Origin of the sequence: Cupriavidus sp. GA3-3 (assembly GCF_000389805.1) — a bacterium.
Classification (GTDB): domain Bacteria; phylum Pseudomonadota; class Gammaproteobacteria; order Burkholderiales; family Burkholderiaceae; genus Cupriavidus; species Cupriavidus necator_D.
The window spans coordinates 123,014-136,276 of record NZ_KB944482.1 but is presented as its reverse complement, the minus strand read 5'-3'; the positions used below and the strand labels follow the sequence as shown (position 1 = coordinate 136,276).

Here is a 13,263-nt window from a genome sequence, read left to right as displayed (position 1 = left end):
GCAGACCATGCAACGCCGACAATGGCTGAAAACGATGGGCGGCGCCACGCTGGGGCTGGCCCTGCCCGCCATCGCCTCGCGTGTCTATGCGCTGCCGGCGCGGGCCGATGCGCGCTTCCTGCTGGTGTTCCTGCGCGGCGGCTATGACGGCACCAGCGCGCTGGTGCCGGCCGGCAGTGATTTCTATTACGCCGCGCGGCCCAATATCGCCATTCGCCGCCCGCCCGCGGCCGGTGCGGACGCTGACCCCAACGCGGCAGTGGCGCTGGCGCCGGCTTTTGCCGCCGACAGCGCCGCGCGCGGCATCGGCGACTGGGCGCTGCACCCGGCATTGGCCGCGACCATGCTGCCGCTATGGCAGCGCGGCCAGTTGGCCTTCGTGCCGTTCGCCGGCACGCACGACCTGTCGCGCAGCCACTTCGAGACCCAGGACGGGATCGAGGCCGGCTTGCCCGGCGAAGGCGAGGACCGCAAGTCCGTGGCCGCGCTGCGCGGCAGCGGCTTCCTGAACCGCCTGGCGCAGGCCATGGGCGGGCAGGCCGCGCCCGTGGCCTTCACCGACGGCCTGCCGATGGTGCTGTCCGGTCCGCGCGACGTGCCCAATGTCTCGCTCAAGGGCAGCGGCCGCACCCCGTTCGATGCGCGCCAGGCGAAGCTGCTGGCGCAGATGTACCGTGGCACGCGTTTCGAATCGCTGATCGATGAAGGCTTCGAGCTGCGCGAAACGGTGGCGCGCCAGGCGCAGCCGCAGCCCGGCATGTCAGGCAACGACGCCGGCACCATGGCAGCGCGCATGCAGGAAATGCAGGCCGCCAACCGCCGCTCGCTCAGCGCGCGCGGATTCGAGGTCGAGGCCCGGCGCATGGCGGGCTTGATGCGCGAGCGCTTCAACCTGGGCTTTATCGACGTGGGTGGCTGGGACACCCACGTCAACCAGGGCGGCGCACAGGGGCAACTGGCCGGCCTGCTCGACAACCTCGGCCGCGGCCTGTCTGCTTTCGCCGCCGAGATGGGTCCTGTGTGGGACAAGACCACCGTGGTGGTGCTGTCCGAGTTCGGCCGCACCTTCCGCGAGAACGGCACGCGCGGCACCGACCATGGCCACGGCACCGTCTACTGGATCGCGGGCGGCACCGTGCGTGGCGGCCGCATCGCTGGTGAGCAGGTAGCGGTGGAACAAGCCACGCTCAACCAGAACCGCGACTGGCCGGTGCGCAATGAGTACCGCGCGGTGCTGGGCGGGGTCTTCCGCAGGCTGTACGGGCTCGATGAGGCGCGGCTGGCGCAGGTGTTTCCGGGGGTGCGGGGGCGGGATATCGGGTTGGTGTAGCCCCCGCGCCGCGCTGTCCGGAGGGGCGTTCAGTTGCTGCCGTTGGCTGGGGTGATGATGGTTGGCGCGAGGGGCGTGATGGGCGCTGGGGGCGCAGGCGGTGCGGGCGGTGCGGGCGGATTTGCGGAAGCCGGGGAGGCAGGGGCGGCGTTAGGCGCTGGTTCGGCCTGAGGGGGTGGCGCAACCGGAGCGCTGCCCGCGCTCATGTCCTGCGGCACCGCAATCACCGTCTCCCCCCGATCCAGCGCCAGGCTGGACTCATCCGGGCCGACATCCACCGCGGCAGACGATGCCGCGCCGGCCGGCGGCGCGACCTCGGCCTCCGGCGTGGGCAGCGCCGGCCGACGCGGTGCCGGGCGCGGCGCCGGGGTCTCGCTGGCCTTGTCGCGCGTGAACAGCTGGCTGAACCAGCCGCGCAGCTGCGTTCCCAGCGATGCGAACAGGCTGGTCTCTTCGTGCTCGGCAAAGCGCGCGCGGCCGTCGACGATGCGCGAGCGCAGCGCGCGCTGGTAGAAGTCGCCCACCATCGGCAGCGCGCTGTGCGCGCCCTGGCCCCAGTAGTCGCTGCGCAGCGTGACGCGGCTGTCGTTGAAGCCGACCCAGGCGCCCGCCACCAGTTCCGGATGCATCAGGATGAACCAGCCGTCGGCATTGTCCTGGGTGGTGCCGGTCTTGCCGGCCACGTCGGCGCGGATGCCGAAGCGCGAGCGGATGCTGGCGCCGGTGCCGCGGTCGATCACGTCGCGCATCACGTCGAGCAGGGTTTGCGTGGTGGCGGCGGGCAGCGCGTGCTCGGCGCGCGCCGGCCGGAACACCTGCAGCACATTGCCCTGGCGGTCTTCAATGCGCGTCACCATGGTGGGCGCGATGTAGTCGCCGGCGTTGGCGATGGTGCCGTAGGCGGCCACCATCTCCTTGAGCGTGACCGGGCTGGTGCCCAGCGCCAGCGACGGCACCACGTCGAGCTGGCTGTCGCGCACGCCCATGTCGCGCGCCAGCCGCGCCACGCGCGTCGGCCCCACTTCGTGCATCAGCTGCGCGGTGATGGTGTTGCGCGAATAGACCAGGCCGTCGCGCAGCGTCATGGCGCGGCCGGTGGGGCGGCCTTCATCGGTGGGGCGCCAGACCTCGCCGCCAGCCAGTTCGATTTCCACCGGCTGGTCCACCAGCGTGTCGTCGGGGGTCTTGCCTTCTTCAAAGGCCGCGCCGTAGACAAAGGGCTTGAAGGTCGAGCCCGGCTGGCGGCGCGCCTGCTGCACGTGGTCGAACGCGTCCTGGGTGTAGTCGCGGCTGCCGACCCAGGCGCGGATCTCGCCGTTGCGCGGATCGATGGCCATGAAGCCCGCCTGGATGCGCGTCTTCTGCTGGTGCAGCGCGCGCATGAAGGCATGGTCGGACATCAGATGGCGCAGCGCCTCTTCCGGCGCGGTGCCGGCGGCGATGGCGGCACGGTACTCCGGGGTTTCGCGCACGAAGGCCTGCACCAGCGGCAGGTTGGCGGCCCAGCCCGCGCGCGGCGCCCAGGCCGCGTTGGCGATGGCCTGCAGCCGGTTGCCCTGCTGCACCACGGCCTGCGTGGCCATGGCCTGCAGGCGGGCGTCGATGGTGGTATGCACCACCAGGCCGTCGGCGTAGATGTCGTAGCCATTGCGGTCGGCCCAGCCGATCAGCCACTTGCGCAGCTGCTGCGCGAAATGTGGCGCGGGGCCTGGCGGCTCGGTCTGGCGCTCGAAGTCGATGCGCAGCGGGCGCTTCTTCAGCTGCTCGTAGCGCGCCGCATCCAGCTTGCCGCGCTTGACCATCTGGCCCAGCACGATATTGCGCCGGTCGAGCGCGCGCTCGGGGTTGAGCACCGGGTTGTAGTAGCTGTTGCCCTTGAGCATGCCGATCAGCGTGGCGCTCTGCAGCATGTCGAGCGAGCGCGCCGGGCGGTCGAAGTAGGTGCGCGCCGCCATCTCGATGCCGAACGCGTTGTACAGGAACGGCACGGTGTTGAGATAGGTCTCGAGGATCTCGTCCTTGGTATAGAGCGCCTCGATCTTCAGGGCGGTGATGGCTTCCTTGAGCTTGCGCGTCAGCGTGGGCGCGCGGCCGATTTCATCGGGATAGAGGTTGCGGGCCAGCTGCTGGGTGATGGTGGACCCGCCCTGGCGGTCGCCGGAGAAGGTATGCACCGCGGCCGAGGCCAGCCTGCGCCAATCCAGCCCGTGGTGCTGGTAGAAGCGGTGGTCTTCGGTGGAGATCAGCGCAGCCACCACATTGGGTGAAATCTGCGACAGCGGCACCCAGTCGCGGTTGGCCCACTTGAACACCGCCAGCTCCTTGCCGTCGGCGGACAGCACCTGGGCCGGCTGCTCGGACTTGGCCTTGCGGATATCGCTGATGCCCGGCGTGAACGGGATCAGGACCAGCACATAGAGCAGGAGGGCCGCCGGGATGGCGGCCAGGCCCACCAGCACGCCGCGCCGCGTGGGGCGCAGCGACCCGGGCCGGGTCAGGCCGGCGCGTGCAAGGCGCGCGGCCATGCCTGACAGGCGTTGCTGGAGGGGGGCAGGCAATGAAGCCTGCAGCGAGGCGAGCAGCGGGGCAAGCCGGGTCTTGATCTCAGCCAGCCTCATGAGGCGAAGCGGTCGAGGCACAGGCACATGGCGGCACGGGGCACTGGCATTACCGTCGTCGGAAAAGCATGCATCGTACCAAAACGTTCCCCTTGGTTACAGGGAAAACCCCCATTTGGGGCTATCCGTCACTTCCTGCTACGAAGCATGGGTCACAAAGGTACATATTGCGCCGCGACAATGCCGAGGCCGCAACTTGTGCGGACGATGCGCCGTTGCCGGGTTGCCCGGCTGGACCTGGTTGGCCTTGCCGACCCGGCCTGGGTCCGGCGCGGTGTCGTGCCTCAAACAGAACACAGAGAAATTACAGTGAAGAAAGCTCTCCTTGCAATGACGGCAGCAGCGGCCGCGTCGGCCGTATCCGGGGTGGCGTCGGCCCAGTCCGCGTCGAACGTGACGCTCTACGGCATCGTCGATGCCGGCGTCGAAGTGATCAGCCACGTGCCGGGCAGCAACGGCGCCCAGGGTACGGCAACGCGCCTGAACTCTGGCAACCTGTCCGGCTCGCGCTGGGGCCTGCGCGGCACCGAAGACCTGGGCGGCGACCTGAAGGGTATCTTCGTGCTGGAGAGCGGGTTCGACATCGATACCGGCACCTCGGGCCAGGGCAACCGCCTGTTCGGCCGCCAGGCCTACGTCGGCCTGCAGGGCGGCTGGGGCGCGGTCACGCTGGGCCGCCAGCAGAACGCGCTGTACGACCTGTTCGGCGCCTTCGACCCGATGGGCGTGGGCCCGCGCTACTCGCTGAACAGCGTTGACTCGGCCTTCAATGGCCGCGCCGACAACGCCATCAAGTACACCGGCAAGTTCGGCGGCCTGACCGCCACCGGCTTCTACAGCTTCGGTCGCGACAACAACGGCGAAGTCCCGGGCGAGCCCAAGGTCGCGCGCAACTTCGGCGGCGGCCTGTCGTACGCCGCGGGCGGCTTCTCGGTCGGCGCTGCCTACGACCAGTACCAGGGCGCCACCGTGGGGTTGCAGGACCGTGCCGCCAAGCGCGCCGCGGTGGGTACGGCCTATGCCTTTGGCGGCGCCAAGGTGTTTGCCGGCTACCGCTGGCTGAAGGACGACGGCGTGTCGAGCGCCAGCGCCATTTCGACCCGCAGCAACGTGTACTGGGCTGGCGCGCAGTACCGCTTCACGCCTGCCTTCCAGCTGACCGGCGCGGCCTACTACAACGACACCCGCAATAGCGATGCGGATCCGTGGATGTTCGTGCTGTCGGCGGACTACTCGCTGTCCAAGCGTACGGATGTGTACCTGAATGTTGGGTACTCGAAGAACAAGTCGGGTTCGGCGCTGGGCCTGAATGGTGTTGGCACGGTGGTGGCTGGTGAGAACCAGACCGGTGCTACCGTTGGCCTGCGTCATCGCTTCTGAGCGTAACTGCCTGATGCCCGCCTGGCAGGTTGTGATGCCTGCATGGGCGGGCGCTTGACTGTCATATCGACACCTGCGGCTGGTATTGCGGGGGGTCGTTGGGCCGGTTGATTTGATCGGCCTCTTTTTCTCTGGTCTTCGCCCTTTGGTTGCGGGGTGTTCTTGTTGTTGCCAAGCGCGACATCGCGATATCCGGCGGCATGGCGATGACTACCGATACCCCGCCGCCCCGATAAACTGCCCAAACCTCTCACACCAAATCACCACCGCCCCATACCGTGCCGGATCCACGCCAGCCGGCAACGCCACGGTGAAGTTGCCAAAGGTCTTCAGCTCACCAACCTGCAGCGACCGGTCCTTGATCCGAAGGAAGGCCTCCTTGTTGTCGACAAACTCCGGCGCCAGGTAGATCCGATAGTCCGGCCCCGGCGCAACGCTGCCTTCAAAGGCAAGCGCCTGCGGCGAAACATGGAGCCGGCCGCTGGCCCAGTGCAGTGCGTCGCTACCCGCCAGGTCCTTGCGAAAGGTGCCGGTATAGCGCGCCTGTTGTGACACAGCCTGCACTTGCTCGGCACTGGCACCGGCCTGCTCCGTCAGGATCGGCAGGACATAGATGCCCGCGGCAAAGCCCACGGCCAGCGCGGCAAGGTGGGTCAGCACAAGGATGGCGGACTTGCGGAGCGGGTTGGGCGGCATGTTTTTCTCCCGAAGGCATGAGGATGCGGGTATGTCGGTGCCGGGGCCGGATCCTGACAGATCTGTGGTGCCTTAGCACATTCGCAACGGTTTCACCAATCCAACACACGGAAGTGGTTATGATTTGGTAGTCGCCTAGTCGAGAAGCTGCCTATGACCCTCCACGTCACGATCCGCACCATCCGTACCGGCACGCTGCAATCCGCCCGCTATCAGGCGCGGGTTTATCTCACCACCGATGCCGAAGCCCTGCCGTTGCTTGCAACGGACTGGAGCGAGCGCGAGGCCGAAGCCTTCCGTACCGCGCAGTTCTGGGCGCAGCGCCACGCCTATGTGGTGTCTAATCCACGCGCCGGGACTTTCTACGGAGTTTCGTGCCGGCGCTGAAGCCGGCCCGCGGTTGGCGCGGTGCCCCCGCGTTGTGGCTGGCGGCCATCCTGGCCCTGGCCGGCTGCACCGCCGAAAGCGTCGTCGGCGTCCTGTCGGGCGGCCGCGATGGCTTGTGGCGCAACGTGCAGCAGCGCTGCCTTGGCAGTACCGCGGCGGCTCATCCCGATTGCGCGCAAGTGGATCGGTCCCAGGGACTGGTGCTCTACAAGGACGCGATCGGCAAGTCGCATTACCTGGTGATCCCGGCACGGACGATGACCGGCATCGACGACGCCAGAGCCTGGGACGGCGCAGGCGCCAACCCCTGGGCCTTCGGCTGGGCCGCGCGCGGCATCGTTGGCCGCTCGCTTGGCAAGGCCGTGCCCGACGACATGCTGGGCCTCGCGATCAATTCCCGCGCCTCGCGCAGCCAGGACCAGCTGCATATCCATCTCGATTGCATCAGCTCGGCCGCGCGCGCCGTGGTCAATGGCGCGGCCGGGCCGATCGGCACCGGCTGGACCACGCTGCGGCTCGAGGACAAGCCGGTGCGCGCGATCTTTGTGCCAGCCAGCGCGCCGGTGCTGGCGGTCGACCCTTTCCAGCTCGTGCGTGACGGCACCAAGGGGGGCGCCGCCGCAGCGCCGCCGGACCGCGGCATCTTTGTCACCTATGTGCGGGAGCGGCAGGGCGGGGCAGGCTTTGTCGTGATCGACCAGCCCGTCGACAGCGCGGCCGGCAGCAACGGCCACGCCAGCGATTTCCTGGACCGGCGCTGCCGGCTGGCTGAAGGCCTGGCGAGCGCGGCGGGCTGATCGGCGGCCCGCCCGCCGGGCCCTACTGCGCACGGGCGCCCGAAGCCGCAGGCGTTGCAACGGGCTTCGCGGGCGTTCCGCCGGGCTTGGCGGGCGGAATGCCGGGTGTCGCCAGCGCGTCCAGCGCCTTGGCCGCCGCCAGATGCTGCGGGATCATCAGCCCTTCACGCGCCGTTGCCACGGCGATCTGCGCGCCCTGGGCGCTGCCGCGGGCGACAAAGTCGCGCCCGTGGCGGTAGACCAGCCGCGTCAGCTCGGCCACTTCGGTATCGGACAGGTCCGGCCCGGTCACCAGGATCGCCGCCGTGGCGATGGTGCGCACCGGCGTGTGCAGGCCGGGATAGGTGCCCGGCGCGATGGTGGCGCGGAAATAGCCCGCCTTCTGCCCGACCATCGCGGTGATGACCCGTTCGTCCAGCGGCAGCAGCCGCAGCGGCATTTCGCCGAGCGCGTCGCGGATGCTGTCGGCCGGCACGCCGATCACCTGGATCACCGCGTCGACCTGCTTCTGGCGCAGCGCCACCAGCCCGGTGCCCAGCCCAACTTCCTCGGCCTTGAAGTCCTTGTCGGTCAGGCCATGCGCAGCCAGCACGCGCAGCGCGGTCACGCGCGAGGCTGAGCCGCGCTCGCCCACGGCGATGCGCTTGCCGCGCAGCTCTGACACCGAGCGGGCGGGATCGGCGTCGCGCACCAGCACGTGCACGGGCTCGGGGTAGAGGCTGCCGATGGCGCGCAGCGAGGCTTGCGGGCCGTCGGCGGCAAACACGCCCTTGCCCTCGTAGGCTTCCAGCGCCGCATCGCCCTGCGCCAGCGCCACCGAGACCTTGCCGGCGCGCAGCAGCCGCAGGTTCTCTTCTCCGCCGTGCGTGACCAGCGGCATCGCGCGCACGCGCGCCCCGTCCACCAGCGCCTTCGCGAAGCGCAGGTACTGGCCGTGTTCGGCGCCGGCGGCAATGGCATAGCCCTCGTTGACCCGTGCCAGCCGCGCGCGGATGTTGGCGTGCGCGGTGGTCAGCTCCTGCTCGATCACGGCGCGCTGCGCCGGCGAGGCATCCTTCTGCACGGACTCGATCACTTTGCGCATCGCGTCCAGGATCGCCGCCGGGCCCCTTTGCGCATCGGTGGCGACGGTCGGGGCTTCAGCGGGGCGGTAGCCGGCCGGCAGCACGCCGACCCAGCGCTCGCCGTCGCGCCGGTACAGCGCCGTGCCATGCGCGCGGATGATGTCGCCGGCCTTGTTGCCGCCGCTGGTGATGCCGGCGATGCCGCGCGGGCCCGCGCCCAGCGCCGACACCAGCCCGGCCACGCCGGGCGAGTCCCAGGCGCCGAAGTCGTAGTCGCGCAGCAGTTTCAGTTCCGCATCGAAGTACACCACGCGGCGGGTTTCACCGGCCGGGGCCTTGGTGTCTGCCTGCGAGCCGCGCCGGTCCAGGCCGGCCAGTTCCACCGTGCCCGGCGGCAGCGCCTGCGCCAGCCGCTCGTTGATGCCGGCGCGGATGCCGTCGGCGGGCGGGCCGCCGCCGCAGCCTGCCAGCCAGGCGCTGGCCACCAAGGCAATGAGGAGGGTGAAGAGGGCGCGGCGCATGTCAGCCTCCGATCAGCGGCAACGCCAGCAGCATGGTCAGCACGAAGGCGTTCATCAGGTCGACGAAGAACGCGCCGGCCAGCGGCGTGATCAAATAGCTGGTGGGTGCCGGCCCGTAGCGGGACGTGATGGCGCGCATATTGGCCATGGCGGTGGCGGTCGACCCCATGTTGAAGCCGATAAAGGCGGCCGAGGTGACCGCAGCCTCGTAGTCGCCCCCCATGAAGCGGAAGCACACCAGCACCACATACAGGATGATGAAGACCACCTGCATGGCGATGATCAGCAGGAAGGGGCCGGCGGACAGCGCCACCTCGGCCAGGTCCAGCGCCATCATGGTCATCACCAGGAACAGCGACAGGCAGATATTGGTGATCAGGTCGGTGGCGCGGTCGTCAAAGCGCACGCCGGCAAAGGGCAGCAGGTTGCGGATGGCGATGCCGAGCATCATGCACCACAGGAAGCCGGGGATGGTGATGGCGCCGGTGGGCATCTGCGCGGCGATCCAGCGCCCGCCGATCACCGCGGCCAGGATGCCGGCCAGCGAGGCTAGCGCGCCCACGGTGGTGATGGGGGAAACCGCGGCGGCTTCTTCCTCGGTGTCGCCGGCCTCGCGCGCGGTCGAGCGCAGCTTGTAGCGCGAGATCAGGTACTGCGCCACCGGGCCGCCGATGATGCCGCCCACAATCAGGCCGATGGTGGCCACTGTCATCGACAGGTCCATCACCGCCTGCAGGTTGTTGACCTCGGCAAAGCGCTCGGCATAGGCGGCGCCGGTGCCGTGGCCGCCCACCAGCGTGATCGAGCCGCTCACCAGCCCGAAGATGGGATGCAGGTCCAGCGTCCTGGCCATGGCCACGCCCACCACGTTCTGCACCAGGATGTAGGGCAGCAGGATGATGAGGAAGATCACCAGCGCCTTGCCGCCGCGCCTGAGCATGCGCAGGTCGGCGCAGAGCCCGACGCCGCCGAAGAACATCAGCAGCAGCACCGGCTTCATGCCGGGATCGATCACCACGCGGAAGTTCGCTGCCGCCAGCGCCACCGAGGCGATGATCGCGAACAGCAGGCCGCCGGTGACAGGGTCGGGAATGTTGTAGCGCGACAGCACGCCGACGCTGCGGTTGACCAGCGTGCCGATCAGCAGCACCACGACGGCAGTCAGCAGCGAGCCCAGCAGGTCGAGGTTCATCGGGGGCGTCCTGGCGGAGAGGGTTGCGGGGGTACCTTGCCATCGGGCGCCGCTGGCCGTGCCGGGGGTGCACTGGCCGCCGGCAATGCCTGACGGGGAGCATGCATCACTACGGGTTGTAGACGCGCGGGTGGAATAAGGCAAGGAAAGGTTGGGGGTGGGGCGCAGCGACTACCGGGCCGTGAATGCCGATGCCGTGCTCCCTCTCCCGCTTGCGGGAGAGGGGAGCGAACCCTCGCTCAGCGCGCCCGCAACGCGTCCACGATATTCATTCGCGCCGCCCGCACCGCCGGCAGGAATCCGCCCGCCAGCCCCATCACCATCGAGAACGCCAGCGTCTGCAGCGCGATAGCCGGGGTCAGGATGAAGCGGAACGAGAGGTCCGCGAAGGTCTGGAAGTTGGTGGTCGAGAACGACGCGAACTGCATCAGCGTGGCGCACGCAAGGCCCGCGATGCCGCCCACCAGCCCCAGCAGCGCGGCTTCGATCAGGAAGGCGGTCAGCACGTTGACGCGCTTGAAACCCAGCGCGCGCAGCGTGCCGATCTCCGCCACGCGGTTGGCCACCGAGGCGTACATGGTGATCATGGCGCCGATCATCGCCGCGACCGAAAAGATGGTGGACAGCGTGAAGCCGAGGATCTTGATAAAGCTGGACAGCGCCTTGGACTGGTCGCTGTAGAAGGCCTGCTCGCGCTTGGCCTCGTCGGCCAGCCGCGGGTCGACGTCGATATCGGCGCGAAAGCGGTCGAACAGCGCCGAATCCGCCAGCCGCACCACCATCGACGAATACGCATTGCGCCGGAACGACTGCATCAGCTGGTCCACGTCGCCCCAGATCTCGGAGTCGAAGCCGCTGCCGCCGGCGTCGAAGTGGCCGACCACGGTCCAGTCGCGCTGGGCAAAGCGCAGGTGCTCGCCGATCTGCACCCCGGCAAAGCCGCCGGCGATGCTGCTGCCGACGATGATCTCGGACGAGCCCGGCCGGAACATGCGTCCGGTCACCAGCCGCACCTGCGGGCGCAGGTCCATGCCCGGCGGCGAGATGCCGCGGATCACCACGTTGGACGGCTGCCCGGTGCTGGTCTTGGTAAGCGAGATCAGCACCACCGCCTCGCGCGAGGCCAGCGGCCGGCCAGCGCCGCTCATGGCCACGGCCGGGTGCATCTCCATGATGCTGGCTTGGTCGCGGTTGACCGAGCTCTGGATCTCGGTCTCGGCGCCCTTGCGGATCAGCACCACGTTGTTCTGCTCGCCGGTGGTGACCAGGGTCTTCTTCAGGCCAGCGTCCAGCATCAGCATGGTGGCAAAGACGAACACCACCAGCGCCAGCCCGCCCGCGGTCAGCGCGGTGGTCAGGCGCCTGGCCCACAGGTTGCGCGCGATATAGGTCAGCGGGATCGCCACATCAGCCTCCGCGCGCTAGCCGATGGCCCGCAGGCCCTCGACGATGCGCACGCGCGCAGCCTGCACCGCCGGCACGATGCCGGCAAAGACGCCCACCGCCAGCGCGCAGGCCGCCTGCAGCTGCATGGTCTGGGGCGACACGGTGAAGACCGGGAACACGCCGCCAACGGCCTGCTTGAAGACGCTTGCCACCGGCGGCGTCGCCAGCATGCCGAGCGCGCCGCCGGCCACGCAGATCGCCAGCGACTCGCCGAACACCAGCAGCGCCAGGAAGCCGGGGCCGAAGCCCAGCGCCTTGAGCGTGGCGTATTCCACGGTGCGCTCGCGTGCGCTCATCGCCATGGCATTGGCCATCACCGCCATGATGATCACGATCACCACGTAGGACACCACGCGGATCGCCGCGATGATCTGGTTGGACATGGCGACAAAGCCCAGCTGGAAGGCCTGCTCGGTCTCGGTCAGCGTCTCCGCCAGTGAATTGCGGAACACCGCATCGACATTGCGCGAGATCGCGGCGGTGTTGTCGGGGTTGTCCACGCCCAGCACAAAGACGCCGACCTGGTCGGCCTGGCGCGGGGTGCGCTTGCGCACGGTCTCGTTCAGGTATTCCCAGTGGAACACCATCTGGCGCGTGATGGTGCTCTCGTCGCGCCCCTCCATGATGCCGCGCACCACGAACTCCCAGGTGCCGGGGTAGATGGTGCCCTTGATCGGGACCACGTCGCCAAGCTTGAAGCCGAACTGGTCGGCCAGCTGGCGCCCGACCAGCGCGCCCTTGCGGTCGCGCTGGTAGTCGGCGCGCTGCTGGTCGGGCACGATGAATTCCGGATAGAGGTCGAGGTAGTTATCGGATACCGCGAACTGCGCGAAGAAGTTCTTGGGATCGCGGTAGACGCCGCCGAACCAGTTGGAGCGCGCCACCGAGGTCACGCCGTCGACGCCCCTGATGCGGCTTTCGTAGCTCAGCGGCAGCGGAAACACCAGCGAGATCGCATTGCGCGTGACCAGCCGCGCGCTGGATGCTGCAGACGCGCCCGCATACCAGGCATCGATCACCGTCTGCAGCAGCCCGAACGCCAGTACCGCGATCACCAGCCCGAACACCGTCAGCGTGGTGCGCAGCTTGTGCCGCAGCGCGTTGCGGGTGATCAGCTTGAGTGCGTACATGACGACTTAGGCAATCTCGCCACGGATCAACTCTCCCTTCTCCAGGTGCACCAGCGACCCGGCCGCGGCCGCGGCGTGGGCATCGTGCGTGACCATGATGATGGTCTTGCCGGCATCGGCATTGAGCCGCTGCATCATCGCCAGGATCTCGGCGGCGGAGGTGCGGTCGAGGTCGCCGGTGGGCTCGTCGGCGACGATCAGCGCGGGGTCGGTGATCAGCGCGCGCGCAATCGCCACGCGCTGCTGCTGGCCGCCCGACAGCTCCGACGGGTAGTGGCTCATGCGGTCGGCCAGGTTGACCATGTCCAGCACCAGTTCCACGCGCGCACGACGCTCCGCACGTGGCAGGCTGGTCAGCATCAGCGGCAGCTCCACGTTCTCGAACGCGGTCAGCACCGGCATCAGGTTATAGAACTGGAAGATAAAGCCGACATTGGCGGCGCGCCAGTCGGCCAGCTCGGCCTCCGGCAGCCGCGTGATGTCCAGCCCCGCCACTTGCAGCGTGCCGCTGTCGGGCCGGTCGATGCCGGCGATCAGGTTCAGCAGCGTGCTCTTGCCCGAGCCCGACGGTCCCATCAGAGCAACAAATTCGCCTTCGCCGATATCGAGCGAAATATCGGTCAGCACCGGCACGGTCTGCACGCCGCGCCGGTAGGATTTGGCGACGTGGCTGATCTGCACCAGCGGTGCTGCGCTCATGTG

At 68.8% G+C, this 13,263-nt stretch carries 11 protein-coding genes; 4 read left to right on the top strand and 7 right to left on the bottom strand.

The window, feature by feature from the left end:
* The first annotated feature begins 7 nt into the window (after window positions 1-7).
* On the top strand, window positions 8-1,330 hold the full coding sequence (locus C265_RS18560; RefSeq protein WP_010810987.1) for a DUF1501 domain-containing protein: 1,323 nt from the start codon (window positions 8-10) through the stop codon (window positions 1,328-1,330).
* A gap of 29 nt (window positions 1,331-1,359) precedes the next feature.
* On the opposite strand, the gene C265_RS18555 is transcribed toward C265_RS18560, so the two are convergent.
* Window positions 1,360-3,948 carry a penicillin-binding protein 1A gene (locus C265_RS18555; protein ID WP_037024680.1) on the bottom strand — a complete coding sequence of 863 codons (2,589 nt, stop codon included), beginning with the start codon at window positions 3,946-3,948 and terminating at the stop codon, window positions 1,360-1,362.
* Window positions 3,949-4,257: 309 nt separating this feature from the next.
* On the opposite strand from C265_RS18555, the gene C265_RS18550 reads away from it, so the two are divergent.
* Window positions 4,258-5,328 carry a porin gene (locus C265_RS18550; protein WP_037024678.1) on the top strand — a complete coding sequence of 357 codons (1,071 nt, stop codon included), beginning with the start codon at window positions 4,258-4,260 and terminating at the stop codon, window positions 5,326-5,328.
* Window positions 5,329-5,538: 210 nt separating this feature from the next.
* Here the strand turns inward: C265_RS18550 and C265_RS18545 are convergent, their stop codons facing one another.
* On the bottom strand, window positions 5,539-6,024 hold the full coding sequence (locus tag C265_RS18545) for a DM13 domain-containing protein (RefSeq protein ID WP_010810990.1): 486 nt from the start codon (window positions 6,022-6,024) through the stop codon (window positions 5,539-5,541).
* A gap of 153 nt (window positions 6,025-6,177) precedes the next feature.
* Between C265_RS18545 and C265_RS18540 the strand changes: the two genes are divergently transcribed.
* Together C265_RS18540 and C265_RS18535 are read left to right on the top strand one after the other, a co-directional pair.
* Window positions 6,178-6,411, top strand: a complete 234-nt coding sequence (locus C265_RS18540; protein ID WP_010810991.1) for a hypothetical protein — start codon at window positions 6,178-6,180, stop codon at window positions 6,409-6,411.
* Entirely contained in the window at window positions 6,399-7,208 is an 810-nt protein-coding gene (locus C265_RS18535) for a CDP-diacylglycerol diphosphatase (protein ID WP_010810992.1), read from the top strand. Before C265_RS18540 ends, C265_RS18535 begins: the two co-directional genes overlap by 13 nt.
* Before the next feature lie 22 nt (window positions 7,209-7,230).
* On the opposite strand, the gene C265_RS18530 is transcribed toward C265_RS18535, so the two are convergent.
* The 5 genes from C265_RS18530 to C265_RS18510 all read right to left on the bottom strand — a co-directional run bounded on the left by C265_RS18530 (window position 7,231) and on the right by C265_RS18510 (window position 13,260).
* Complete coding sequence (locus C265_RS18530) at window positions 7,231-8,793, bottom strand: TAXI family TRAP transporter solute-binding subunit (RefSeq protein ID WP_010810993.1); 1,563 nt, start codon at window positions 8,791-8,793, stop codon at window positions 7,231-7,233.
* A gap of 1 nt (window position 8,794) precedes the next feature.
* Window positions 8,795-9,985 carry a sodium/glutamate symporter gene (gene gltS / locus C265_RS18525; RefSeq protein WP_010810994.1) on the bottom strand — a complete coding sequence of 397 codons (1,191 nt, stop codon included), beginning with the start codon at window positions 9,983-9,985 and terminating at the stop codon, window positions 8,795-8,797.
* 239 nt (window positions 9,986-10,224) lie between these two features.
* Complete coding sequence (locus C265_RS18520; protein WP_010810995.1) at window positions 10,225-11,391, bottom strand: ABC transporter permease; 1,167 nt, start codon at window positions 11,389-11,391, stop codon at window positions 10,225-10,227.
* Between the two features lie 15 nt (window positions 11,392-11,406).
* Complete coding sequence (locus C265_RS18515) at window positions 11,407-12,561, bottom strand: ABC transporter permease (protein ID WP_010810996.1); 1,155 nt, start codon at window positions 12,559-12,561, stop codon at window positions 11,407-11,409.
* Between the two features lie 6 nt (window positions 12,562-12,567).
* Window positions 12,568-13,260 carry an ABC transporter ATP-binding protein gene (locus C265_RS18510; RefSeq protein WP_010810997.1) on the bottom strand — a complete coding sequence of 231 codons (693 nt, stop codon included), beginning with the start codon at window positions 13,258-13,260 and terminating at the stop codon, window positions 12,568-12,570.
* Window positions 13,261-13,263: the final 3 nt, after the last annotated feature.